Here is a 21137-nt window from a genome sequence, read left to right as displayed (position 1 = left end):
GCGGGGGCGCGACCGTCCCCATGCCCCCGCCGGACGCGTCCGGGCCGCTCGTCAGGACGGCGCGAACCCGGCGACGTACTCGGCGAAGGGCGCGATGCCGACCGCCACCCGCAGGTCGTCCATACGCTCCGGGTCCTCGCACGGCCACGGGACCGGCGCCCCGTCCCGCACCCCGGCGATCTGCGTGCCGTAGACCTGCTCGCGGCCCTCGTTGACCAGCGTGCGATCCCGCAGGAACGCCAGCTCGCGCGCCCCGGCCCTGCCCGCCGACACCGCCTGCCCCATCAGGTCGAGGGCCCGGCGCTGGACGTCGAGCTGGCGGTCGGCGTGCTGGGCGATCAGCCACGCCGCCCGCGCCGCCTCCTCGCCGACCAGGTCGGCCGTGGGCCAGCCGTACGCGTCCATGATCTCGCCGAGCCGGTCGCCGTGCCGCGCGGTCAGGCGACGCCACGCCAGCTGCCGTGCCGGATCGTCGCTGTTCGCGCCCGCCGAGGACCGCTGATCGGCCGCGCCCATGTCCGCCAGCTCCGCCGCCAGCGCGGCGATGTCGTGCTCCACCCTCGAACTCCTCTCTCTGACGCGGGGGTTGTCCCCGCCGCCCTCACCCTAGGGGGCATTCCGGGCATAAAGATCATTCCGGGGAACGGTGACAGGGGCCTCTCCCTGCCGGGACAATGGATGTACGACGGAAACCCCTGGCCAGCCCGGGCGCCGCGGCGCCGTACGCCCCACGCGTCCGTTCGAGGCATTCGGCGGGCGTGTTCACCCGGGGGGAACACGCGCTGAAATGTCGGTCCGCGAGTGTCCCCAGGACTCCAGGACCGCGCCGTGGCAGGGGAAGCGGAGAGGCGACATCCGCGAATCGGCCGAGGAATCCGGACACAAGGTGTCTGGTATGGCTCCGAGCATGGCCCCACCGGTCGGCGTCGAGGGTGGACGCGGACCGGTTCTCCACGCACAGACAAGGACCCTCATGCGCGAAACGCCACAAGAGCTCGAAGAGCTGCAGGCCCTCCTCGACGCCTCGCTCTCCCGCTCCACCTCGCACCTCCGCTCGATCGTCAGCGCCGAGCGCACGCTGGACGCCGGGCAGCTCACCCGCCTCCTCACCGGCATGTGCACCCTCGCCCTGTCCACCGTGACGGCGAACGGCGAGCCGCGGATCAGCGGGGTGGACGGCCACTTCCTGCACGGCACGTGGCACTTCGGCACCGCGCGCGACGCCGCCAAGGCCCGTCACCTCGCCGCACGGCCCGCCGCCAGCGCCGCACACCTGCGCGGCGAGGACCTGGGCGTGTTCACGCACGGCACGGTCGAGGTCCTCAACCCCCGAGGCGGCGAACCGGCCGCGGAATGGCCGAAGTTCCTCGCGTACCTCAAGGACTTCTACGGCGACGACGTCTTCGACTGGGACAACGAGGTGGTCTACTACCGGCTCCGTCCGCACTGGATGACCGCGTACGCCCCCGACGTCGCGAAGCTCATGGCGGCCTCCGGGACCTGACCGCTCCCCCTGGCGTGGGCGGGAGGCTCCCCGCCCACGCCCTCACGCCCCCACGCCCGTCGTATCGAGTCGCGGTGTGCCGCGCCGCGTCGCACCGCCAGAAGGTTGGAAGAAGAGTGACCGCAATTCCAGGGGACCCCGCGCACACGGGGTTCGGGACCATCGACGTGGTGGGAGCCAGGACCAACAACCTGCGGGACGTGTCCGTGAGCATCCCCAAGGGCCGACTCGTCGCCTTCACGGGGGTGAGCGGCAGCGGCAAGACCTCGCTGGCCATCGACACCCTGCACAGCGAGGCCCAACTGCGCTACCTGGAGGGGCTGTCGCCGTTCGTGCGGCAGTACATCACCCAGCGCAACCGGCCCAAGGTGGACCGCATCCTCGGGCTCGGCCCGACGCTCGCCGTCGATCAGCGCCGCCTGAACCGCAACCCGCGCTCCACGGTCGCGACGATCACCGGCATCGACGGCCACCTGGGGCTGCTGTACTCGCGCCTCCCGGCGATCGCCGACGACCCGGCGACCCGGCTCGTGGACGGACACCTGACCACCGCCCACTTCGACCGCGACACGCCCGAAGGCAGCTGCCCGGACTGCCACGGGGTGGGCGGACGCTGGCAGGCGCAGGAGGACCTGATCATCACGCGCCCGGAGCTTCCGCTGTTCGACGGGGCCTCGGCCTGGTTCGCCAAGTGGCGTTCCGGGGAGCACGCGTTCGTGCCCGCCCTGGCCGAGAAGCGCGGCGTGGACCTCGCCCTGCCGTGGCGGTCGCTGCCCGAGCAGTTCCGCCACGAAGTGCTCTTCGGCACGGGTGACGAGACGATCGAGGCGACCGTCGAGATGCCGAACAAGAACGAGACGGCCGTCATGACCTACACCTCGGTCCAGCCGCTGCGGGGCGCGCTCGCCGAGGTGGAGCGGGTGTTCGTGAACGCCCAGACGTCCAGCGCCAAGCAGCGCTACCTCCCCTACATGCGCAAGCGCCCCTGCGAGACCTGCGGCGGCAGCGGCTACGACGCGGTGGCCAGGTCGGTGCGGCTCGGCGGGCTGGCGTACCCGGACCTGCTGGAGGTGGAGGTACGGGAGGTGCGCGCCTGGGCGGGGCGCGTGGGGGACGAACTCGGCGCCCGCCAGCGCGAGGTGGGCGAGCCGCTGCTCCAGGACCTGGGACGCAGGCTCGGCATCCTCGACCGGCTCGGCCTGGCCCACCTCCAGCTGTCCAGGAGCGCGGCGACGCTCTCCGGCGGCGAGTCCCAGCGCACCCGGCTCGCCGCGCAGCTCAGTACCGAGCTGAGCGGCATCACCTTCGTCCTCGACGAGCCGGGGACCGGGCTGCACCCGGCGGACAAGGCCCATCTGCTCGACATCGCCCTGGAGTTGCGCGAGGCCGGGAACACCGTGCTGCTCGTCGAGCACGACCCCGAGCTGATCGCCCGCGCCGACTGGCTGATCGACATGGGTCCTGGAGCGGGCCGCCTCGGCGGCGAGGTGCTGGTGTCGGGCCCGCCCGAGAAGGCCGCGGCCCACCCCCTGTCGCTCACCGGCCGCTATCTCGCCGGTGAAGGACCGCGGCTGCGCCGCGCCCGCCGCCCGGTCGGGGGCAGCACCGGCTGGGTGGAGTTGCGCGGGCTGCGCGCGCACAACGTCACCGCGGAGCTGGTACGTCTCCCCGCCGGTCGTCTCACCTGCCTGACCGGGGTGAGCGGCAGCGGCAAGAGCAGCCTGCTCGGCGCGCTCGGGGAGGGCGTGGCGGCGGCGCTGAACGGGACGGCGACGGACACGGTGCGGGAGGTGAAGGGCCTCGGCCGGTTCGGCTGGGTCGCGGTGGTCGATCAGGAGCCGCTCGGGCGGACCCCGCGCTCCAACCCGGCCACGTACAGCAAGGCGTTCGACGTGATCCGCAAGCTGTTCGCCGAGACCGGCACGGCGCGCGGGCGTGGGCTGAACGCGTCCTGGTTCAGCTTCAACACCGCGGGCGGCGGGCGCTGCGAGACCTGCACCGGCTACGGCCGCACGCTGGTCGATATGCACTTCCTGCCCGACGTGTGGGTGGTCTGCGACGCGTGCGAGGGGCGGCGCTACCGGCCGGAGGCCCTGGAGATCACGTATCGCGGGCTGGCCATCGACGAGGTGCTCAACCTGACCGTCGCCGAGGCCGTGGAGCGCTTCCCCGCGCCTCGGCTGCTCATGGAGACCCTGGGGGCCCTGCACCAGGTCGGGCTCGGCTATCTCCAACTCGGCCAGAGCGCGACGGAGTTGTCCGGCGGCGAGGCGCAGCGGCTGAAGCTGGCGTCCGCGATCCAGCGCGGGGCCGCGAGCCGCAAGGCCGGGCTCGTCGTCCTGGACGAGCCCGTCTCCGGCCTGCACCCCTCCGACGTCCAGCGTGTGGTGGACGCGCTCGACGTGCTGCTCGACTCGGGCAACACCGTGGTCGTGGCGGAGCACGACATCTCCGTGGCCGCGTCCGCGGACTGGGTGATCGACCTGGGGCCGGGCGCCGGGCCCGCCGGGGGAGCGGTGGTCGCGGAGGGCACCCCGGACGACGTCGCGGCGGCCGACACCCCGACCGCCGGTTTCTTCCGGCGGTACGCGGCGGGCCTGCCGCTCCTCGGGGCGCGGGAGGGCGCGCGCGGCTGAGGGGCGGCCGGGCGGCGTCCGGCGCGCGGGGCGTGCGTCATCGCCTCGTCAGGGCGACGGGGGCCGGTGTCCGTCCGCGAGGGCGCGGCGGATGCCGGTCAGGCCGTACTCGAACGCCTCCTCCACGTCGCCGCCGAGGCGGAAGGCGCCGTTCAGCTCCATCTCCAGGAACCCCGTCGCCCAGGCCGTCAGCAGGCGCGCGCCGTTGAGCGCGTCGCGCTCGCCGACGAGCGCCGCGCAGGCGCGCAGGACCGGGTCGGCGGCGCGGGCGAGGTCCGAGGGCCGGGCGCGGGGCGAGTGCGCGTGCATCAGCCGGAAGCCCTCCGGCCGGTCATGGGCGAACGTCCGGTAGCGGCGCATCAGTTCCTCGATCGAGCCGTCGCTCGCCTCCAGCCGGGCGGTCAGGTCGGCGACGGTGGCCTCGGCGACGGCGGCGAGCAGGGCGGCGCGGTTGCCGACGTGCTTGTAGAGCGACGGCGCCCGCACGCCCACGCGCTCGGCGACGCCCTGCATCGTCAGCCCCTGCTGGCCGCCGACCTCCAGCAGGTCGCGGCCCGCGGCGACGATCGCGCCGAGCGAGGTCTTCTCGGGCGTCGGCATGTCGGCCTCCCGGTCGATGGCTATTGACGTTAGCCATCATAGCTACGTACCTTAGCCATCGTACGTCGCCAGCACCACCCCCCGGAGACCCCCCATGAAGCTCGCACCCCACCTGCACCGCCTCGGCAGCGACGTGGTGGCCAGCTACCTCATCGACACCCCCGACGGCATCACCCTCATCGACGCGGGCCTGCCCGGCCACTGGCAGGACCTCCAGCGCGAACTGCGCTCCCTCGGCAAGTCCGCCGACGACATCCGCGGCCTCGTGCTCACGCACGGCGACTCCGACCACATCGGCTTCGCCGAGCGCCTGCGCAGCGAGCACGGCGTGCCCGTCTTCGTGCACGCCGCCGACGCCGCCCGCGCCCGTACCGGGGACAAGCCCAAGACCCCCGCGGGCCCCATGCGCCCGCTCGCGACGCTCGGGTTCCTCACGTACAGCCTCCGCAAGAACGGCATGCGCCCCCGCTACCTCGCCGAGGTCACGGAGGTCGCCGACGGCGACGTCCTGGACCTGCCGGGCAGCCCCGTGATCGTCGGCATGCCGGGACACTCGCCCGGCAGCGTGGCGATCCATGTCCCGCTCGCCGAGGCGGTGTTCGTGGGCGACGCCCTGACCACACGGCACGTCCTCACCGGCCGCACAGGACCCCAGCCCGCGCCCTTCACCGACGACCCGGCACAGGCGCTCGCCTCCCTCGACCGGATCGCCGGTCTGGACGCGTCCTGGGTGCTCCCGGGCCACGGCGCGCCCTGGAACGCGTCACCCGCCGAGATCGCGGCGGCCGTCAGGAACGGCTGAGCCCGCCACCGCCCCCGGGTCACCCGGCCCGCCTACACTGTGCGGCGATCCCGCCGGGCCGCTCGGCGGACCCGCCAGGCCGCGACCGGGAGGTCCAGACATGGCCAGCAAGTTCACCGAGATGGTCATCGACTGCGCCGACCCGGCCGGTCTCGCCCACTTCTGGTGCGCCGTCCTCGACTACGAGGTGCAGGACGAGGACGAGGAGGACGGCGTCGTCCTCATCGGCTCCCCGGCCGTGCCCGAGGGCAAGAGCCGCCCCGGCCCCGTGCCCCCGATGCTGACCTTCGCGCGCGTCCCCGAGGGCAAGACCGTCAAGAACCGGCTCCACATCGACGTGAACCCCACCGACAGGGAGCAGGCCGACGAGGTCGCCCGCCTGCTCGGACTCGGCGCGCGGCACGCCGACGTCGGCCAGGGCGACGCGAGTTGGGTCGTGCTCGTGGACCCGGAGGGCAACGAGTTCTGCGTCCTCGCCACCCGCTGCCCCTGACCCCGGACGCCGCGCCGCCCCGCCGCCCCGCGCTCCTCAGCCGGGGATCGACTCGATGCGCTCCCGGTTGAGCAGGTACCCGGGCAGGAACCGCTGCCTCGCGGGGAGCGGGAACCCGTCGTCGTACGCCAGGCACGCGATCGCCAGCGGCCCGAGCGCCACGTGGGCGCGCGGCGCCGCCGACCCGGCCCAGTACGTCCCGTGGCGCTCGACGGCCTCGGCCAGCGTCTCGGCGAAGGCCGCGTGATTGCGGGTGATCAGACGGTGGAAGAGCGCGACCGGCTGGTAGTCGATCCGGTCCACGAGGCTCTTCGGCGTCCGCACCGCGGCCTCGGGCCAGGACGCCTTGATGGTGGCGGTCAGCTTGTTCGCGATCTCGTCCATCGGGCGCTGGGTGACGTACGACCGCAGCGTGTCGATCCAGTGCAGGACGTACGCGTCGGCCGAGCTGTCCTGCCGCAGCGCCTCGAACGGCACCTGGCACAGACGGCCGAGGCGGTCCCGCTGGCGGCACACGAGCGCCAGGTAGAAGGCGTCGAGCCAGGCGCGGGCGTCCGGCGGCGGCGCCGCGGGGAGGGCGGGCAGTGGGCGTACGAGGTCCTCGCCGAGACGGCAGTCCAGCGCGCCCGTCCCGGTGAACAGCGCGGTGCCGAGCTGCACGGCGGCGGCCCACGCGTCCCAGGCGTCGATGCCCGCGAGGTGGGGGTCGGCGGCGCTGCGGACGTACGCCAGGTCGAGCGTGGCGGCGAAGGCCCCGGCGAGCCCCGACGGGTCCCGCGCGAGCCCGGCCACCGCGTCGGCGACGGTGCGGGTCAGCGTCTCGTCGTCCGGCGCCTTGTCCGGGGCGCGGCGGGCGAGCCGCCCGGCGGTGTCGAGCCGGACCAGGCTCCGCATGACGCCCAGCAGTTCGGCCGGTGGTTCGAGCGAGAAGACGCGGCTCTCGCCGTCGAAGACCGACAGCGAGGTGAGGCGGTCCCGATGCCACCAGTAGACACGGGGGGACAGCGGCCCCGGCCCGTCCTGGTAGGCGCCCAGGGCGTACGAGGCGAGGTCGTTGAGCGCGCCGACGACCGATCCGTCGGTGATCGGGTGGTACGCCAGCAGGTGCCGCGTCGGCACGACGACGAGCGCCCCGGCGTCCGGCAGCGCCTCCCCGGTCAGCTCCTCGGCCAGCTGGGACAGGATGAGCGCCTTGCTCGCGACGAACGGCGAGTCGCCGTGGACGGAGTGCAGCGACGCGCCGTCCGACACGGTCACCACGTCGTGGTTGACGGGGACACGCGCCAGGTTCGCGAACGCCGCCTGGCTCAGCGCCTCGTGCCCGGCGCGCTCGACGTCGGAGTCGGTGAGCGTGCGGATGGTGGTGGGCGCGTCGTGGGCGTGGACGAGGACGAGCCCTTCGGCGACGGGGCGTGCGTAGCGCATGGCCGCGGCGAGTTCGGGGGTGAGCGCGTCGGCGGGCAGCAGGCGCGCGTGCACGCCGCTCAGCAGCTCGGCGGGGCTCTCGTCGCCCTGACCCGCCTGCCGCAGCTGCGCGAAGTGCGTCCGCACCAGTTCCGGCCAGTGGTCCTCCGGGGCCTGGCGGCACAGGTACGCCAGGTTGTGCAGGGAGACGCCTTGGACGTGCGCGGTGTGCGGGGCGGCGAGCGTTCGCAGGCGCACGGCCTGGGCGGCCGTCAGCATCGGCAGCTCGGGGTCAACGTCGTTGTCACCATTCACCTTGGCAACTCTACGTGCCATTCGGATGATGATCACACCAAGGACTCGTATGCCCAGGTGAACATTGCTCCACCGAACCCGGAACACCCATGGGGCGGACCAGGCCCGTCACTTGAGCGACGGCCCTGGCCCGTCCCGCAGGAACGCGGGCGCCTCAGATCGGCAGATCCCAGCCGGGCCCGTCGTCGTCGCCGAGCCAGACACGCTGCCCCGCCGCCGACACGGTGAGGCCGAACCTCTCCTGGTGGGGCTCCCCGGCCGCCTGCCAGAGCTGAACGGCGCGTTCGACCCGGTCCCACAGGCGCACCGGTCCGCGCTGGACGACGGTCCATCCGCCGTCGGGGTGGGGCGCCGTCCTGGCCTGCGATCCGGTGGACACGTCCCAAAGGATCTGACGGTCGCCGCCCCCCAGGCGTTCGGCCGAGGGCGCCGCGAGCTGCGCGACCCAACCGCCGGTCCAGTCGTCGAGCTTCGCGGGGTCGATCCGGCTCGGACGCTCCTCGCCCGGCAGCAGGGCCAGGTGCGGGCGGGGCGGGCGGTCGTGCGGGCGCGCGATCATGAAACTGGTGTGGCCGGGCAGGAACCGGCCCGTCGCCTCACCGGGCCCGGTCACGTGGAGCAGCGCGAGCGCGTTGGCGTAGCTCCAGCCGGACAGGGTGACCAGGATCCGGCCGCCCGGCCTCACCTGGTGCAGCCACGGGAGCGGGATGTACCGGACGGAGCACGTGGCGATCACCCGGTCGTACGGTCCCCCGTCCGGGTCGCCGCGCAGCCCGTCACCGATGATCAGCCGCGGGGCGTACCCGGCTGCCCTGATCGCCGCCGCGGCGGCCTCGCCCACGGCCGGGTCGTACTCGACGCTGGTGAGGCGCGTGTCGCCGAGCCGGTGAGCGCCGAGGGCGGTCGAGTAGCCGGTGCCCGTGCCCACCTCAAGAACTTTGTGGCCCGCGTGGGCGCCCAACTGCTGCCACATGCGCAGCACGAGTGACGGCAGGGTGGACGACGAGGAGGGCGAGCCGGTCACGGTGCCCCCGGCCACGTCGTCGGGCCGGACGCGACCGTCGAGCTGCGTGACGAGCGTCTGGTCCGTGTAGATCCCCTCCAGCCATCCCGGCTCGCCCTCGCGCATCGGCCGGTAACCGGCCGGGAAGCTGTCGCCGACCCGCGTGAAGTAGGCCCTGGTGAACAGTTCGCGGGGGACGCTCCTGACGGCGTCGCGCCATGCGGGGTCGGTCGGCGTGCCGTGCTCGGCGAGGCCGTCCGCCAGGGCGGCGCGGAGTTCAGCCGCAGTGCTCACGTGTCGTGCCTTTCTCCAACTGGTCGGCGAGGGCGCGGGCGATCGCCTCGGTGGTCGCCGGGGGCTGCCAGGCCCATTGGCCGTTCGGGTTGCACTCAAGGAAGTACCAGGAACCTTCGGCGGTCACGGCGAAGTCGAACGCCCCGTGGACCAGCGCGAAATGACGGAGATAGGTGACGATCGAACGCGCCGTTTCCGGTGGGACCTCGATCGGCGTGCACGTCATCAGGTCCTGCCGTCGGCGCCAGTCGAGATCAGGGCTGTCGATACGGACCGCGAAGACGCGCTCCCCGACGGCCGTGACCCGCGCGTCGAACGCCTTGTCCACCTTCGCCTGGAACAGGTGTGGGCAGAGGGACACGGCGTCGGTGATCTCCTCCGCGCCGACGTCCCGCACCCACACACCGTGCGGCTCGCCACCGACCCGGTAAGGCGTGTTCCACAGCGGCTTGTAGACCGCCGCCCCGCGCAGTGAGGCGACGAACTCGCGGGCTTCGCGAGGATCGTTCGTGATGATCGTGTCGGGCAGCGGGAAGCCGCAGCGCTCCGCGGCCGAGAGCTGCGCGGGCTTGAACTCGGCCGCGCGGTTGGCCCATGGGTGATTGACGTAGTGCGCCTCCGGGAGTGACGCGAGGATGCCCCCGGCTCCCCACAGGGACTGGGCGGCGGCGAACCGGCGGTCCTGCGCGGCGAGTTCCGAAGGCCCGTCGTGCGGCGACGGCCTGCGTACCCAGACGGACCGGATGCGGCCGGTACGGACGCTCCGGGTCGCGGTACGCAGGGTGCCCCGTCGGCCGCCTGTCCCGTAGGTGGCGGTCAGCGAGGCACCCGCGTGCAGGTCGGTGCCGGGGTCGAGACGCACCACGGAGACCCGGCGTTCCGCGAGAACCCGCAGGACGACGTCCGCCGTCACGTCGTACGGGTTCGTCAGCACCAACACCGACCCGCCCGGGTCGTCCATCAGCCGGAACTCTCGTCCTGGTCGTACGATTCCGTGCTGTCGGCGTCCGACGCCACCTCCGGGGCGGCTCCGTCGCCCGGCGAGGTGGTGGTGGGCGTCAGGCCGCTGGTGCTGGTGCCGTGGGCGCCGAGTTCGACCGTACGGCCGTTCTCGTCCACGATCAGCGCGATCTGCGTCTCGGGGTCGATCACGGGTGTGGACCGGGGGACCTCGACGGCAGCCGCATACGGCCCCATCCGGCCAGTACCCCACGGTGCGGGCAACTGTGTCATCGGTGCTGCGCCTCCGCTTCCTGGCGGTGCCGACAGTGCAGCGGCTTGCTCATGCCGACCCCTTCATGTCGTCCGGTTCACGACGACACTAGAAAGGGACGAACCTCACCACACAGCCGATTGCATCCGATTGCATGCGAATCAGGCGAGCGAGTCCCTTGCTCTGACGATCAAGGCGCGGGCTCGTGCACCGTGGACGGCCATCTGCGCGAACTCGGCGAAGGTCTCGGCGTACGCGTTCACTTCACCGGGTTGGGTCAGGGTGAGATGTCCTGAGACCAACTCGACGTTGACCTGTCCCGCATCGAAGATCCAGAAGCCTTCCACGGGCATGCGTGTCCGCTCCAGACGGGTGGGGATGACGCCGATGCTGATCTGGGGAAGGGTGCTGACCGTGAGGAGTCGCTCCAACTGTTCGGCCTGCGTGTCGGCGTCCCCGAGCCCATTGCTCAGCACGGATTCCTCGATCAGGAACGCGAAGGTGCGTGGCGCGTCATGGAGTATGCGCTGGCGCTCCATCCGTACGGCGACGGCATCGGCCACGTCGTCCACGGGCACGCGCCGCCGTTGAACCGCGCGCAACACGGCCTCGGTGTATCCGTGAGTCTGGAGGAGGCCCGGTACCAACCAGGAGGAGTAGACGCGGAACCGGTGGGTGCGCTCGAAAAGAGGCAGTGCCGCCTGCTGTGACCGCCGGAGCCCCGATCGCTCCATGCGCCGCCACTCCACCCACATGCCCTCGACATCCCGCAGTGTGGCGACGAGGTCTTCCGCCTGGTCGTCGGCGCCGCAGGCGTGGCACCAGGCGCGGATGTCGTCGGCGCTGGGCTGTGTCTTCGCCGTCGAGATACGAGACACCTTGGACGGGTGCCACCCGCAGAGGGCGGCCACATCCTTGCCGTCCAGCCCGGCGTCCCTGACCAATTCCCTGAGGCGGTCGGCAAGGAGACGCCGGGCTCGTTGAACGCTTGATGACGCTGAATCGGACACGATTCAGGTCAGTTTATAGTCCTCATGTGGTGTCGCTCGTTCCCACACTGTCTCGAACGCCGTGCTCACCATGGCCAGCACGGACGGCTCCGTGGTCCATTCGCGATCCACCACGTCCCCGTCTCCCGAGAAGAACGTGAACAGGACCGTCGAGCCGTCGAACATCCACAGATCGGTCCCGGGCAGCGCGATGTCCGCTGCTTCGCGGCGAGGCAGCCAGCGCACCAGCTCACCCGCCGCCACATTGGCGAACGTCATGTCGTGCTCGTACCGGATGTAGTCGGTGACGGGTTCGCAGACGATGCGGGCGCGTCGCATCGTGACTCCGCGCGCCGTCGTCTCGCCCACGACGTCCGCCCACGCCGCCCACCAGTCAGGCAGCCTGGCGTGGTCACCGGCGTAGCGATGTCCCGCTCGCCAGCGGGCGAACTCGGGGGCGTCCGGGGTGTAGCGGTCCCGCATCTCCAGGTGCATCGCGGAGTGCCGGGCCGCCGCCAGTCCTTCACGGACGGGGTACTTCACCGTTGCTGCCTTCCGGTCGCGGAACGTACTTCAGCATCACTGCCGGGAGCCGGATGATCGTCTCGTGATCCGGGACGTCCGCGGAGTGGCCAGGGAGGGAACCGATCTCCTGGCACGCCTTCACTTCCGTCTCGGTGGCCTTGTACGACTGGATCAGCAGGTCGCCGGTCTCGTCGTCCAACCAGATGGTCGGGGACTCGTCCACCGGGCTGTTCGGGATGATCCCGAGGAACCGTAACTTCATGCCGCCTCTCCCGTAGTCGGTGTGGTTGCATGCGATTGCACGACCATCGCCCGGGCGGTGCGACGCGTCAAGTAGACATTTTCGGCCGTTGACTGCCACTCGGACCACGCCGACCACGCCGCCCGTCGTGGCGCGACAGCGGTATCTCGGCCGCCATTTCGGCGAGGCTGGCCGTGGGGCGCGCCGACTGGTGGCGAGTGCGCGTGACACGCGTGACCTGTGCTGAGCAACGAGCTGACGCAGCGGGGGAGCCGTCAGACCGTGAACTTGTCGTGGGGGACGGCTCGTTCCCACACGGCCTCGAACGACGCGCTGAACTTCGCGATCACCGCCGGGTCGTCGCACAACTCCTGGCCGACCGAGGAGCCGTCGCCCGCGAAGTGGCCGAACCTGATCAGCCGGTCGTCGAAGATCCACAGGTCGGCGCCGGGCAGGAGCAGCGTCGCCGCGTCCCTGCGCGGCAGCCACCGCAACTGTTCCCCGGCCTCCTGGTTGAGGCGCGAGACGTCGTGCTCGAACCGGATGTAGTCGGTGACCGGCTCGGACACGACACGGGCCCGGCGCATCTCGACGCCGCGACCGATCGCCTCCTGCACGAGTTCCGTCCACGGGCGGAAGTACGCGAGAAAGGCCGGGGTGATCCCACCGGCCTGCTTCCAGGCGGCGAAGTGCCCCCCCCGTCCTCGTACCCCTCGTAGGTGTCGCGTAGTTCGAGGTGCACGGCGGAGCGGTGACAGTCTGCGATCAGCTCACGGAACGGCGGAACGCTCGGCTTCATGACATGCCTTCCTGTTTCAACGGCACCCTGCGCGCGGATGCGGATCGGCGCGGAGTTGGGGACGGCCCCGTTTGTCCGGCGTTCCGCTTCCGTGTCGCCATCGGCCTACGAACTCTGGTTGTCCCCACACATGGTGAGGCATTCGTCGCCGTTGGTGTTCGGGTCCTCGGACGCGAGCGGCGAAGTCGTGATCCCTGCCCGCCGCGTGCTGGGGCGCGACCCAACTCGACCGCTTTGTCGGGTACTTCGGCGCGCTCGCGACCGGAGTGGCTGTGCGCTCGCAGGCATCCTTGTCCGAGCGGCTGAGCCAGGGGGGCAACTTGTGGACGACTACCGGAAGATCTGGGCGGGCAACGCCTCGTCCAACCTGGCCGACGGCGTGACCTTCGTGTCGCTGCCCCTGCTCGCCGCCACGCTCACCGAGGACCCGGTCGCGATCGCGGGGCTGTCGATCGCCTACACGCTGCCGCGTCTGCTGTCGGTGCTCGGCATCGGCGTCCTCGTGGACCGGGTCGATCGCCGCAAGCTGCTTTACGGGGCCGGGTTCTCACGTGGCGCGCTGTTCGCGGTGCTGACGCTGGTGGTGCTGAGTGACACGACGACCCTGACCGTCCTGTACATGGTGTATGCGGTGATGGGGGTGATCGAGACGCTGGCGGACAGCGCCGCCGTCGCCATCCTGCCCCAGGCCGTCCCGGCCGAAAGGCTCGACCGCGCGAACGCGCAGATCGCGGGCACGCAGGTGGTCGTGGACGAGTTCGTGGGGCCGCCGCTCGGCGGGTTCCTGTTCGGGCTGGCGGCGTTCGCGCCGTCGCTGCTGAACACGTGCGTCTTCCTGCTGGCGGCGCTGGCGTACGTCCGGCTGCGCGGGGCGTACCGGCTTCCCGAGCCCCAACACGGTGGCGAACGGCAGCGGTTCGTCCGGCAGGTGCGCGAAGGCGCCGCGTGGGCGTGGTCGAACGTCGTCGTCAGGACGCTGATCGCGATCGGGGGCCTGGCGAGCGTCGGCTACATGATCCCGTTCTCGTACCTGGTGCTGTACGCCGAGGAAGTGCTCGGCCTGGACTCCACCGGTTACGGGTTGCTGCTGTCGGCCTCGGCGGTGGGCGGGTTGCTCGGCAGCGTCGTGGCAGCACCGGTGAGACGGCGGATCGGCTACAGCGGGACCGTCATCGGCGCGCTGCTCGTCGGTGCCATGTCGTTCGCCGTCATCGCGGTGTCCGACAGCGTCTGGGTCGTCGGGTTCTTCCTGGCGGCCTACATCGGACACGCGGTGGTGTGGAACGTGATGGCCGCATCGATCCGGCAGAAGGTGACCCCGGCCGCCATGATGGGGCGCGTCGGGTCGGTCGGGCGCCTGGTCGGTATCGGCGGCCTGTCCGCCGGGGCGGGCCTGGGCGGTGTGTTGGCGGCGCGGTGGGGGTTCCAGACGCCGTTCGCCGTCGCCGCGGGCTGTTTCGTCCTGTGCGCCCTGCTCATGGTCGCCGCGATCGCGCACTTCCGCGCTTTCGAGCACGCGGACGAGTCGGGCGTTGGGGAGGAGGAGGCGTGACGGAGGCCGCGCCGCCGGGCGCGCCGTCGAACGCAGTCCGGGCCGGTGGTCGCGTGTCCGTCAGCGTGCTTCGAACGTGCCGTTGCGCAGGGCGGTGGTGAACGTGGTCCAGCTGTGGGTGGCGATGGTGATGACGGGGCCGTGGTTGTGCTTGGAGTCGCGGAGGTCGATGCCGTCGTGGGCGCGGTGACGCGCTGCGAGGCAGTCTCCGTTCGGGCCGCTGTGGCTGCTGGTGAACCATGCGGACTCGTTCGGTTGCATCGCAGTTGTCCTCTCGTGAGGCATGGTCGGAAGGGGCGGTCGAGGGGCGACCGTCAGCTGCCGGGCGGCGCGTGACAGTTGCGGGCGATCAGGGGAGCAGCAAACTGCTCTGGCCGTTCTGCACGCCACCGGTGAAAGCGCGGTAGTCGTCCTCGGAGAGGATGAGCACCTTCGCTTCCGGATTGCCCACGTCCCCGGAGTCCCGGAGTGCTACGACTCCGCCGACGAAGGCCACTTCCAGGCAGTTGTTCGTCCCGTTGCTCAGTTCGCTCTTGACCCACTTGGCGGTGGTCACGTCGATGTTGCTGATCATCCGCTTCGTTCCTCTGACGAGAGTTCACGAACGAGATGTGCAGTTCACCGGGGCCTGGGCGGGCTGGTGCTCGATCGCGACGCGATGGTCAGCGCGCGTCGAATGCGCCGTTCTGCAGGGCGGTGGTGAATGTGGTCCAGCTGTGGGTGTCGATGGTGATGATGGGGCCGTGGTTGTGCTTGGAGTCGCGGAGGTCGATGCCGTCGTGGGCGCGGTGGCGCGCTTCGACGCATTCTCCGTTCTGGCCGCTGTAACTGCTCCGGTGCCAAGTTGCGTTCTGCTTTTGCATCTCCTGGCTTCCTCTCTGATAGCCGATGCCGTTGTGACTCTACCCAGCTCTGGTCGATGAATAGACAGCCGGCGCGGCGCTAATTCTCCGGTCAGGGAAGCGCGGCAGGCGAGTCGTCCTCGGCTGGGGAAGCCGGGCGGCCTTCGTCCCAGAGGGTTTCCACGTGGGAGGCGAAGCGGTCGAACATGCCGTCGTCCTGGAGGCGCCGAAGGTGGAGCAGGGGTGAGTCGTGACCGACGAGGTTGGCCAGGTGGGGAGTGACGAGCATTTGGTCGTCGAATCGGAAGACCGAGAGGCTGATGTGTCCCTCGTGGTCGCTGTAGCGGGCCTCGATCCTGGGGGTTCCGGTGAGGCGTTGGAGGTGTTCGAGTGTGATGCGGATGCGCGTCGAGACGGTTAGAGCCGTCTGTTCGACGGCTTCCCGGCGGCGGGTGAGGTCGGCGTCGGGATCGCCGAGCAAGAAACGCACGGCGGCGCCGCCGCGTGCCTTCCTGCGGAGCACTTGGGCGAGATTGGCGTGGTCCAGCCACAGGAAATAGTTGGTGTACCCGGCGAACGTCAACTCCTTTTCGGCATCGGTGATGAGTGATCGCCACACCGATGACGGACAGGCCGAGCGATACGGATACACCGAGACGACCTCTCGATCGACCCCTGTCTTCAACACGGCCTTCGCAGCGCCGGGCCACAGCACGTTCTCATCAACTCCTAGCTCGTCAGCGACAGCGGCACGAGTTCCCGGACGTGGCACTCGCCCCTCGAACAGCCATCGATCGACAGTGCGATCCTCGACACCGCAGGCTTGCGCCAACATGTGTGCGCTTGTTCCTGAATCGGAGATAGCCCGCCTCAGCGCTTCGTTCAAGTCCACTCCCCGGTCATAACAGTCACTCGCCAACGGTATACGGGTAATGGCAGTTATGGCGACGGGTGACGGTGGCACTGCCGAAAGTGGTCGGGCACGCTCTGTGGGTCGTCGGAAGCGGAGTGTTCTGGCTCTGCTGCGTTCGCCCCAGGAGGTGTCATGACGGTTCCGGTTCGGTTCGCCGAGAGGCAGCACTATGCGTACGCGTGGGACTTACTCGCCGATGCCCGGGGGATCGAGACGTGGCGGTGGACGCTCGTGCTGGTCCTGCGGTCCTGGGGAGCGTCCGAGGCCGCCGTCGAGGTTGCGCGGATGGGGCTGTCGGAGGTCCTGACGAACGTGGTCCGGCACGTTGACGACCCGCACTGTCGTCTGTCGGCTGTGCTCGACGGTGGGCGGGTGACGGTGCGGGTCGAGGACCGGTCGCCGTGCCTGCCCGTGGTGACCGAGCCCGACTGGGACGCGGAGTCCGAGCCCGACTGGGACGCGGAGTCCGGGCGCGGCCTGTGGATGCTCCGTTCGATGTGCCGGGACTTCGGCTGCGACCCCGAAGTGGGCGGCAAGTGCGTCTGGTTCACCCTGGACCTCACCCCCGACCCCGCCCCCAACCTCGCCTCCGACCCCGGCGACGCGGACGACGAGGCGGTGGCGTGATGCGCAGGCTGCGGGCGCTCGGGTTCGTGCTCGGGCTGGTGAGCGTCGTCGGTGGCGGGCTGTGGCTGGGCTTCGTGCTGGTGATCCTGTGGATCACCCGCGTGATCGGCGCGCACGACCACGGCGGGAAGGACGACACGTGAACGAGTGGTTCGTCGGCGCCTGTTGGCTGTGGTGCGGACACCGGGTGACGCTCGTCGCCCCCGTCGGCACCGTGTCCAGCGGCGCCCCCGCCGTGCACGCGCCGCTGTACGCGTGCGGCCCGTGCGTCGAGCGTCTGCACGGCGCAGTCACCGACCACGCCCACGCCACCGCCAACCTCCCCATGGACACGGACGGTCGCGCCGTCCCCCTCTACACGGAACCCGGCGCGCCCGCCCCCCGCCGCCTCAGCCCCCGCACCCCCGGACGGCACCGCAGGCCGCAGACCCTGCTCGGCCGCCGCTGGCAACGCCACATCGACGCCGAAGACCCGGACCCCGCCATACGCGCGGCCCGAGGCGGCATTCCGCACACGACGCCGGGAGAGACCGTGGCACACATGACGGAGAGAACCGCACGCCAACAGGCCGCTGTCGCCGCCCTGTTGGGCGCCGCATCCGGCTACGCCGTCGCCCACGCCGCACGGCGGACCGGCGCGGGCCCCGCCGAGGCGGTACGCCGGGGCCTCGCCGCCGTCGATCGCCGCTGGTGGCGCGTCTACCGGTGGGCGCTGGTCTCCCTCGGCGAGGACCCGGGCGGCCTCGACCGCCGCGCACCGAAGCCGGGAGACGCGTGGCCCGACGAGCTGCACGCCGTACGCCTCGTCCTGCCCGACGAGTTCGACCTCGCCCGCCGCATCCTCCACGACCAGGACGGCGAACAGGACGGCGACCAGGACGGCGAAGGGGAGAGCGAGCGCTGACGACGGGACGGGCCCGGGGGAGTGGTGCGCCCCCCGGGCCCGTCCGTGCACGCGGTCCGTCGTGCGTGCGATCCGTCGCGCGCGTGATCCCTCAGAGCAGCGTCGCCGCCGCCGGGTCCCAGTCCACGGGCAGCGGCTCCGGCGCGACCGGCTCCCCGAGCCGGGGCGACGCGGCGGCGCCAGGCCGCCTGAACTCCCCGCTCTCCGCCGACTCGGCGATCGCCGCCATCGTCTTCAGCACATGCAACGCCAGCGTGCCCGACGCCCGGTGCGCCTCGCCCGAACGCAGCGCCCGCGCCATCTCGACCACGCCGAGGCCGCGCCCGAGCGCCGTGCCCTCGACCGGCAGGTCCACCCAGTCGTCGGCCCCGTTCGCCAACAGCCGCAGCGGCCCGTCGAAGTGGTTCGGGTCGGGAACGGACAACGTGCCCTCGCTGCCGGTGATCTCGATCACCGTACGGCGCACCGACGAGTCGAAGCTGAACGTCGAGTTGGCGCGCGGCCCCGAGGCGAACTCCAGCAGCGCGCTGACATGCGTCGGCACGTTCACCGGGAACTGCTCGCCCGCCTTCGGCCCCGAGCCGGTGACCCGCGTCGCCCGCCCGCGCGCCGCCGTGGCGGCCACGGAGGTGACCGGCCCGAACAGCGCGACCAGCGCCGTCAGATAGTAGGGGCCGAGGTCGAACAGCGGCCCACCGCCCGGCTGGTAGAAGAACGCCGGGTCCGGGTGCCAGCCCTCCGGGCCGAGGCTCTGCGTCGCCGTGTACGCGGAGACCGGCGTACCGATCTTCCCCTCGCGCACCGCGCGCAGCGCCGACTGGATGCCGGAGCCGAGGAACGTGTCCGGCGCGTTGCCGACGAGCAGCCCCAGCTCCGCCGCCTCCGCGAGGACCTTCTCGCCCTCGGCCGGGGTGGCGGTCAGCGGCTTCTCGCCGTAGACGTGCTTCCCGGCGCGCAGCGCGGCCGTGGCGACCTCGGCGTGGGCGACGGGCACGGTCAGGTTGACGACGAGCTCGACCTCCGGGACGGCCAGCGCGTCGTCCACGCCGCCCGAGACGGGCACGCCGTGCTCACGCGCGGCGGCTGCGGCACGCTCCGGGTCGAGGTCGGCGACGGCCAGGACGTCGATGTCGGGCAGCTGCGTCAGCGTCGTCAGGTACTGCCCGCTGATGACACCGGCGCCGACGATCGCGACGCCGACCGGTCCGCTGCGGCTCACGCGGCCTCCCCGATCCCGGCGAGGTACGTACGGCTGTTGCCGAGCGCGTCGAACAGGTCGCCGTCGCAGGCGTCCAGCTCCACGACGCGCCAGGCGGTCGGCGCGGCGGCCAGGATGTCCGGCACGGGCATGGCACCCGAGCCGACCGCGACGTGCGGCTCGTCCCTGACACCCGGGCCGTCCTTCACGTGCAGGGCCTGGACGCGGTCGCCGAGGGAGCGCAGCAGCCGGGGCACGTTCGCCCCGCCGACCGCCGCCCAGTACGTGTCCACTTCGAGGACGACGCGCGGGTCGAGGTGGTCGGCGAGCAGTTCGAGCGCGTGGCGGCCGTCGATGACGGGCTCCAGCTCCCACCAGTGGTTGTGGTAACCGAGCGTGATGCCCTGCGCGGCGGCCAGCTCGGCGAGGCCGTTCAGCAGGTCGGCGGCGCGGCGGATGCCGTCGAGGTGGGTGAAGTCCTCGGCGGGTATCCCGGCCGGGACGATGGCGAGCGTGGTGCCGAGCGTGGCGACCGCGTCGAGGACGCGGGCGGGGTCGTCCTCGCGGACGAGCTGGACGGCGTGGGTACCGGGCACGGTCAGCCCCAGGTCGTCCGCGACGCGGCGGAAGCCCTCGGGGTCGTCGGTCGGGGCGTACGGCTCCACGGCGGTGTAGCCGAGTGCGGCCACGCGCGCGAGGGTCCCGTCACGGTCGGCGGCGATCGCTTCACGGACGGTGTAGAGCTGGACGCCCAGTGGTGGTGCCATGGTTGTGCTGCCTCCGAAAATGTCCTGTCGTGCGGCTCTGGAGAAGCTAATCCGACTTGTTCTGTCGTGGCAACGGTTCCCCGTCACCCTCCCCGCAGACCACCCGTCCCACGCGAGGTGGCGGACGTTCCGGAACACGCCGCCGCGCGGCCCGCCCTCAGCCGACGGCCCGCCCATCGCGGGCCCGGTCCATCTCCTCGTGGTGGTCCACGGCCCAGTCGGCCAGCCCGGAGAGCGGGCCGAGGAGGCTGCGCCCGAGCGGCGTCAGGCTGTACTCGACGCCGGGCGGCACGGTCGGGTGCACCTCGCGCCGCACCAGGCCGTCCGTCTCCAGGGTGCGCAGGGTCCGGGTCAGCATGCGCTGGCTGATGCCCTCGACCGACCGCCGCAGCTCGTTGTAGCGGTGGGGCCGCTGCCCGAGCAGCACGATCAGCAGCAGGCTCCACTTGTCGCCCAGGCGCCGGAACACGTCCCCCACCGGGCACTCCGCCAGCTCGTCCGCAGGGACGGGACGCGGCAGCTCGTGGGTGAGCACCGAGGGAACACCGGTGTGCGTATCGGACATGAAACTGCCTTCTTCCGGGCGCCGGGAGCACGGCCCACGATGAGGGGGCCGCTATCGACAGTAGGGAGAACGACCGTGTCGGGACAACCGCGCAAGAACGTGATCATCAGCGGTGGGACCGACGGGATGGGCCGCGCGACCGCGCTGGCGCAGCTCGCACGGGGCCACCGCGTCACCGTGATCGGCAGCAGCGAGGCGAAGGGCCGCGCGCTGCTTGAGCACGCCGACGATCCCGGCCTGCACTTCGTGCGCGCGGACCTGTCCTCCCTCGACGAGGTGGAACGGGTCGTGGCGGAGATCGCCGGGCGGTACGAGTCCGTGGACGCGCTGGGGCTGTTCGCCAACCGGCTGAGCCCGCGCCGCCGGGAGACGCAGGACGGCCTTGAGTCCACCTTCGCGCTGTACTACCTCAGCCGCTACCTGCTCGGCCACCGGCTGCGCCCGCTGCTGGACGCCAGCCCCGCGCCGGTGATCGTCAACGTCTCGGGGACCGGCGCCACCGCCGGGCGGATCGTCTGGGAGGACCCGCAGCTGGTGAAGCGCTACGGGCAGGTGCGCGCCCAGCTCCAGGCGGGGCGGGCGAACGACCTGCTGGGCGTGGCGTTCGCGCGGCAGGACGCGGGCCGGGCCCGTTACGTGCTCTACCACCCCGGCTTCACGCGCAGCGGCACGGACGGGCACCCCAACCCGGTGGTGCGCCGCGTGCTCCGGGTGCTCGCCCGCTTCTTCGCCCGCCCGGTGGCCGACGCCGTCCGGCCGATCGACGGGTGGATCAACGAGCCGCCGACCGAGCCGCTGACCGCCGTTGACCGGGGGAAGCCGGTGCCCCCGACCCTGCGGACGCTGGACCCCGGGGACGCCGACCGCCTCGCCGCCTACACGGAGGACCTGCTGCACGGCCTCGGCCGCGTCGGCCGCGCGGCGGGCACGGCGTAGGGCGCCCGGCGGATC

The 21137-nt window shown here is 71.8% G+C and carries 26 protein-coding genes; 9 read left to right on the top strand and 17 right to left on the bottom strand.

Features of this window, described 5'->3' with window-relative positions; translation table 11 throughout:
• Positions 1 to 51 precede the first annotated feature (51 nt).
• Positions 52 to 558, bottom strand: coding sequence for a DUF6624 domain-containing protein (locus IF27_RS17585; protein WP_052850535.1), 507 nt, complete (start codon positions 556 to 558; stop codon positions 52 to 54).
• A gap of 415 nt (positions 559 to 973) precedes the next feature.
• Here IF27_RS17585 and IF27_RS17580 point away from each other — a divergent pair, with 415 nt between their 5' ends.
• Positions 974 to 1504: a pyridoxamine 5'-phosphate oxidase family protein gene (locus IF27_RS17580; RefSeq protein ID WP_052850534.1), complete on the top strand. Its 531-nt coding sequence runs from the start codon at positions 974 to 976 to the stop codon at positions 1502 to 1504.
• A 116-nt stretch (positions 1505 to 1620) separates the two neighbouring features.
• Positions 1621 to 4140: an excinuclease ABC subunit UvrA gene (locus tag IF27_RS17575; RefSeq protein ID WP_052850533.1), complete on the top strand. Its 2520-nt coding sequence runs from the start codon at positions 1621 to 1623 to the stop codon at positions 4138 to 4140.
• A gap of 48 nt (positions 4141 to 4188) precedes the next feature.
• Here IF27_RS17575 and IF27_RS17570 read toward each other — a convergent pair whose 3' ends face one another.
• The gene (locus IF27_RS17570) at positions 4189 to 4740 is read right to left on the bottom strand and encodes a TetR/AcrR family transcriptional regulator (protein ID WP_052850532.1); all 552 of its coding nucleotides are present in this window, start codon (positions 4738 to 4740) and stop codon (positions 4189 to 4191) included.
• 94 nt (positions 4741 to 4834) lie between these two features.
• Between IF27_RS17570 and IF27_RS17565 the strand changes: the two genes are divergently transcribed.
• Positions 4835 to 5542: an MBL fold metallo-hydrolase gene (locus IF27_RS17565; RefSeq protein WP_052850531.1), complete on the top strand. Its 708-nt coding sequence runs from the start codon at positions 4835 to 4837 to the stop codon at positions 5540 to 5542.
• Between the two features lie 100 nt (positions 5543 to 5642).
• Complete coding sequence (locus IF27_RS17560) at positions 5643 to 6035, top strand: VOC family protein (protein WP_052850530.1); 393 nt, start codon at positions 5643 to 5645, stop codon at positions 6033 to 6035.
• Between the two features lie 36 nt (positions 6036 to 6071).
• Here IF27_RS17560 and IF27_RS17555 read toward each other — a convergent pair whose 3' ends face one another.
• From IF27_RS17555 to IF27_RS17520, 8 genes are all read right to left on the bottom strand, one after another.
• Positions 6072 to 7754 (bottom strand): immunity 49 family protein, encoded by a 1683-nt coding sequence (locus IF27_RS17555; RefSeq protein ID WP_223291088.1) that lies wholly within the window; start codon positions 7752 to 7754, stop codon positions 6072 to 6074.
• A gap of 154 nt (positions 7755 to 7908) precedes the next feature.
• The gene (gene tgmC / locus IF27_RS17550) at positions 7909 to 9051 is read right to left on the bottom strand and encodes an ATP-grasp peptide maturase system methyltransferase (RefSeq protein WP_052850529.1); all 1143 of its coding nucleotides are present in this window, start codon (positions 9049 to 9051) and stop codon (positions 7909 to 7911) included.
• Positions 9035 to 10012 (bottom strand): ATP-grasp ribosomal peptide maturase, encoded by a 978-nt coding sequence (gene tgmB, locus IF27_RS17545; protein ID WP_052850528.1) that lies wholly within the window; start codon positions 10010 to 10012, stop codon positions 9035 to 9037. Before tgmB ends, tgmC begins: the two co-directional genes overlap by 17 nt.
• A complete protein-coding gene (locus IF27_RS17540) occupies positions 10012 to 10248 on the bottom strand; it encodes a putative ATP-grasp-modified RiPP (RefSeq protein ID WP_263053845.1) in 237 nt (78 codons plus the stop codon). The genes tgmB and IF27_RS17540 overlap by 1 nt, the downstream gene beginning before the upstream one ends.
• Positions 10249 to 10425: 177 nt before the next feature.
• Positions 10426 to 11274, bottom strand: coding sequence for a helix-turn-helix domain-containing protein (locus IF27_RS17535; RefSeq protein ID WP_052850526.1), 849 nt, complete (start codon positions 11272 to 11274; stop codon positions 10426 to 10428).
• A 3-nt stretch (positions 11275 to 11277) separates the two neighbouring features.
• Positions 11278 to 11796 carry a DUF6879 family protein gene (locus tag IF27_RS17530; RefSeq protein WP_052850525.1) on the bottom strand — a complete coding sequence of 173 codons (519 nt, stop codon included), beginning with the start codon at positions 11794 to 11796 and terminating at the stop codon, positions 11278 to 11280.
• Complete coding sequence (locus tag IF27_RS17525) at positions 11777 to 12040, bottom strand: hypothetical protein (RefSeq protein WP_052850524.1); 264 nt, start codon at positions 12038 to 12040, stop codon at positions 11777 to 11779. Before IF27_RS17525 ends, IF27_RS17530 begins: the two co-directional genes overlap by 20 nt.
• A gap of 254 nt (positions 12041 to 12294) precedes the next feature.
• A complete protein-coding gene (locus IF27_RS17520; RefSeq protein ID WP_338058212.1) occupies positions 12295 to 12681 on the bottom strand; it encodes a DUF6879 family protein in 387 nt (128 codons plus the stop codon).
• Between the two features lie 459 nt (positions 12682 to 13140).
• Here IF27_RS17520 and IF27_RS17515 point away from each other — a divergent pair, with 459 nt between their 5' ends.
• Entirely contained in the window at positions 13141 to 14370 is a 1230-nt protein-coding gene (locus IF27_RS17515; RefSeq protein ID WP_052850523.1) for an MFS transporter, read from the top strand.
• Between the two features lie 60 nt (positions 14371 to 14430).
• Here IF27_RS17515 and IF27_RS17510 read toward each other — a convergent pair whose 3' ends face one another.
• From IF27_RS17510 to IF27_RS17495, 4 genes are all read right to left on the bottom strand, one after another.
• Positions 14431 to 14631, bottom strand: coding sequence for a DUF397 domain-containing protein (locus IF27_RS17510; RefSeq protein WP_052850522.1), 201 nt, complete (start codon positions 14629 to 14631; stop codon positions 14431 to 14433).
• Between the two features lie 88 nt (positions 14632 to 14719).
• Complete coding sequence (locus IF27_RS17505; RefSeq protein ID WP_052850521.1) at positions 14720 to 14944, bottom strand: DUF397 domain-containing protein; 225 nt, start codon at positions 14942 to 14944, stop codon at positions 14720 to 14722.
• Positions 14945 to 15032: 88 nt separating this feature from the next.
• Positions 15033 to 15233, bottom strand: coding sequence for a DUF397 domain-containing protein (locus tag IF27_RS17500; RefSeq protein WP_052850520.1), 201 nt, complete (start codon positions 15231 to 15233; stop codon positions 15033 to 15035).
• A gap of 91 nt (positions 15234 to 15324) precedes the next feature.
• The gene (locus tag IF27_RS17495; protein WP_420822022.1) at positions 15325 to 16104 is read right to left on the bottom strand and encodes an XRE family transcriptional regulator; all 780 of its coding nucleotides are present in this window, start codon (positions 16102 to 16104) and stop codon (positions 15325 to 15327) included.
• 153 nt (positions 16105 to 16257) lie between these two features.
• Here IF27_RS17495 and IF27_RS17490 point away from each other — a divergent pair, with 153 nt between their 5' ends.
• The 3 genes from IF27_RS17490 to IF27_RS17485 are packed head-to-tail and all read left to right on the top strand — an operon-like array spanning position 16258 to position 17656.
• The gene (locus IF27_RS17490; protein ID WP_052850518.1) at positions 16258 to 16752 is read left to right on the top strand and encodes an ATP-binding protein; all 495 of its coding nucleotides are present in this window, start codon (positions 16258 to 16260) and stop codon (positions 16750 to 16752) included.
• The gene (locus IF27_RS31165) at positions 16752 to 16895 is read left to right on the top strand and encodes a hypothetical protein (protein WP_190233002.1); all 144 of its coding nucleotides are present in this window, start codon (positions 16752 to 16754) and stop codon (positions 16893 to 16895) included. The genes IF27_RS17490 and IF27_RS31165 overlap by 1 nt, the downstream gene beginning before the upstream one ends.
• Positions 16892 to 17656 carry a hypothetical protein gene (locus tag IF27_RS17485; protein ID WP_052850517.1) on the top strand — a complete coding sequence of 255 codons (765 nt, stop codon included), beginning with the start codon at positions 16892 to 16894 and terminating at the stop codon, positions 17654 to 17656. The genes IF27_RS31165 and IF27_RS17485 overlap by 4 nt, the downstream gene beginning before the upstream one ends.
• 91 nt (positions 17657 to 17747) lie before the next feature.
• Here the strand turns inward: IF27_RS17485 and IF27_RS17480 are convergent, their stop codons facing one another.
• From IF27_RS17480 to IF27_RS17470, 3 genes are all read right to left on the bottom strand, one after another.
• Entirely contained in the window at positions 17748 to 18875 is a 1128-nt protein-coding gene (locus IF27_RS17480) for a Gfo/Idh/MocA family protein (protein ID WP_052850516.1), read from the bottom strand.
• Positions 18872 to 19621: a sugar phosphate isomerase/epimerase family protein gene (locus IF27_RS17475; protein WP_052850515.1), complete on the bottom strand. Its 750-nt coding sequence runs from the start codon at positions 19619 to 19621 to the stop codon at positions 18872 to 18874. The genes IF27_RS17480 and IF27_RS17475 overlap by 4 nt, the downstream gene beginning before the upstream one ends.
• Positions 19622 to 19778: 157 nt before the next feature.
• The gene (locus tag IF27_RS17470; protein ID WP_052850514.1) at positions 19779 to 20186 is read right to left on the bottom strand and encodes a winged helix-turn-helix transcriptional regulator; all 408 of its coding nucleotides are present in this window, start codon (positions 20184 to 20186) and stop codon (positions 19779 to 19781) included.
• A gap of 75 nt (positions 20187 to 20261) precedes the next feature.
• On the opposite strand from IF27_RS17470, the gene IF27_RS17465 reads away from it, so the two are divergent.
• Positions 20262 to 21122, top strand: coding sequence for an SDR family NAD(P)-dependent oxidoreductase (locus tag IF27_RS17465; protein WP_052850513.1), 861 nt, complete (start codon positions 20262 to 20264; stop codon positions 21120 to 21122).
• Positions 21123 to 21137 lie beyond the last annotated feature (15 nt).

Origin of the sequence: Streptomyces avicenniae (genome assembly GCF_000719135.1) — a bacterium.
Lineage (GTDB): Bacteria > Actinomycetota > Actinomycetes > Streptomycetales > Streptomycetaceae > Streptomyces > Streptomyces avicenniae.
Note: the sequence above shows the minus strand (reverse complement) of the source record. Positions and strands in the feature narration are given on the sequence as shown.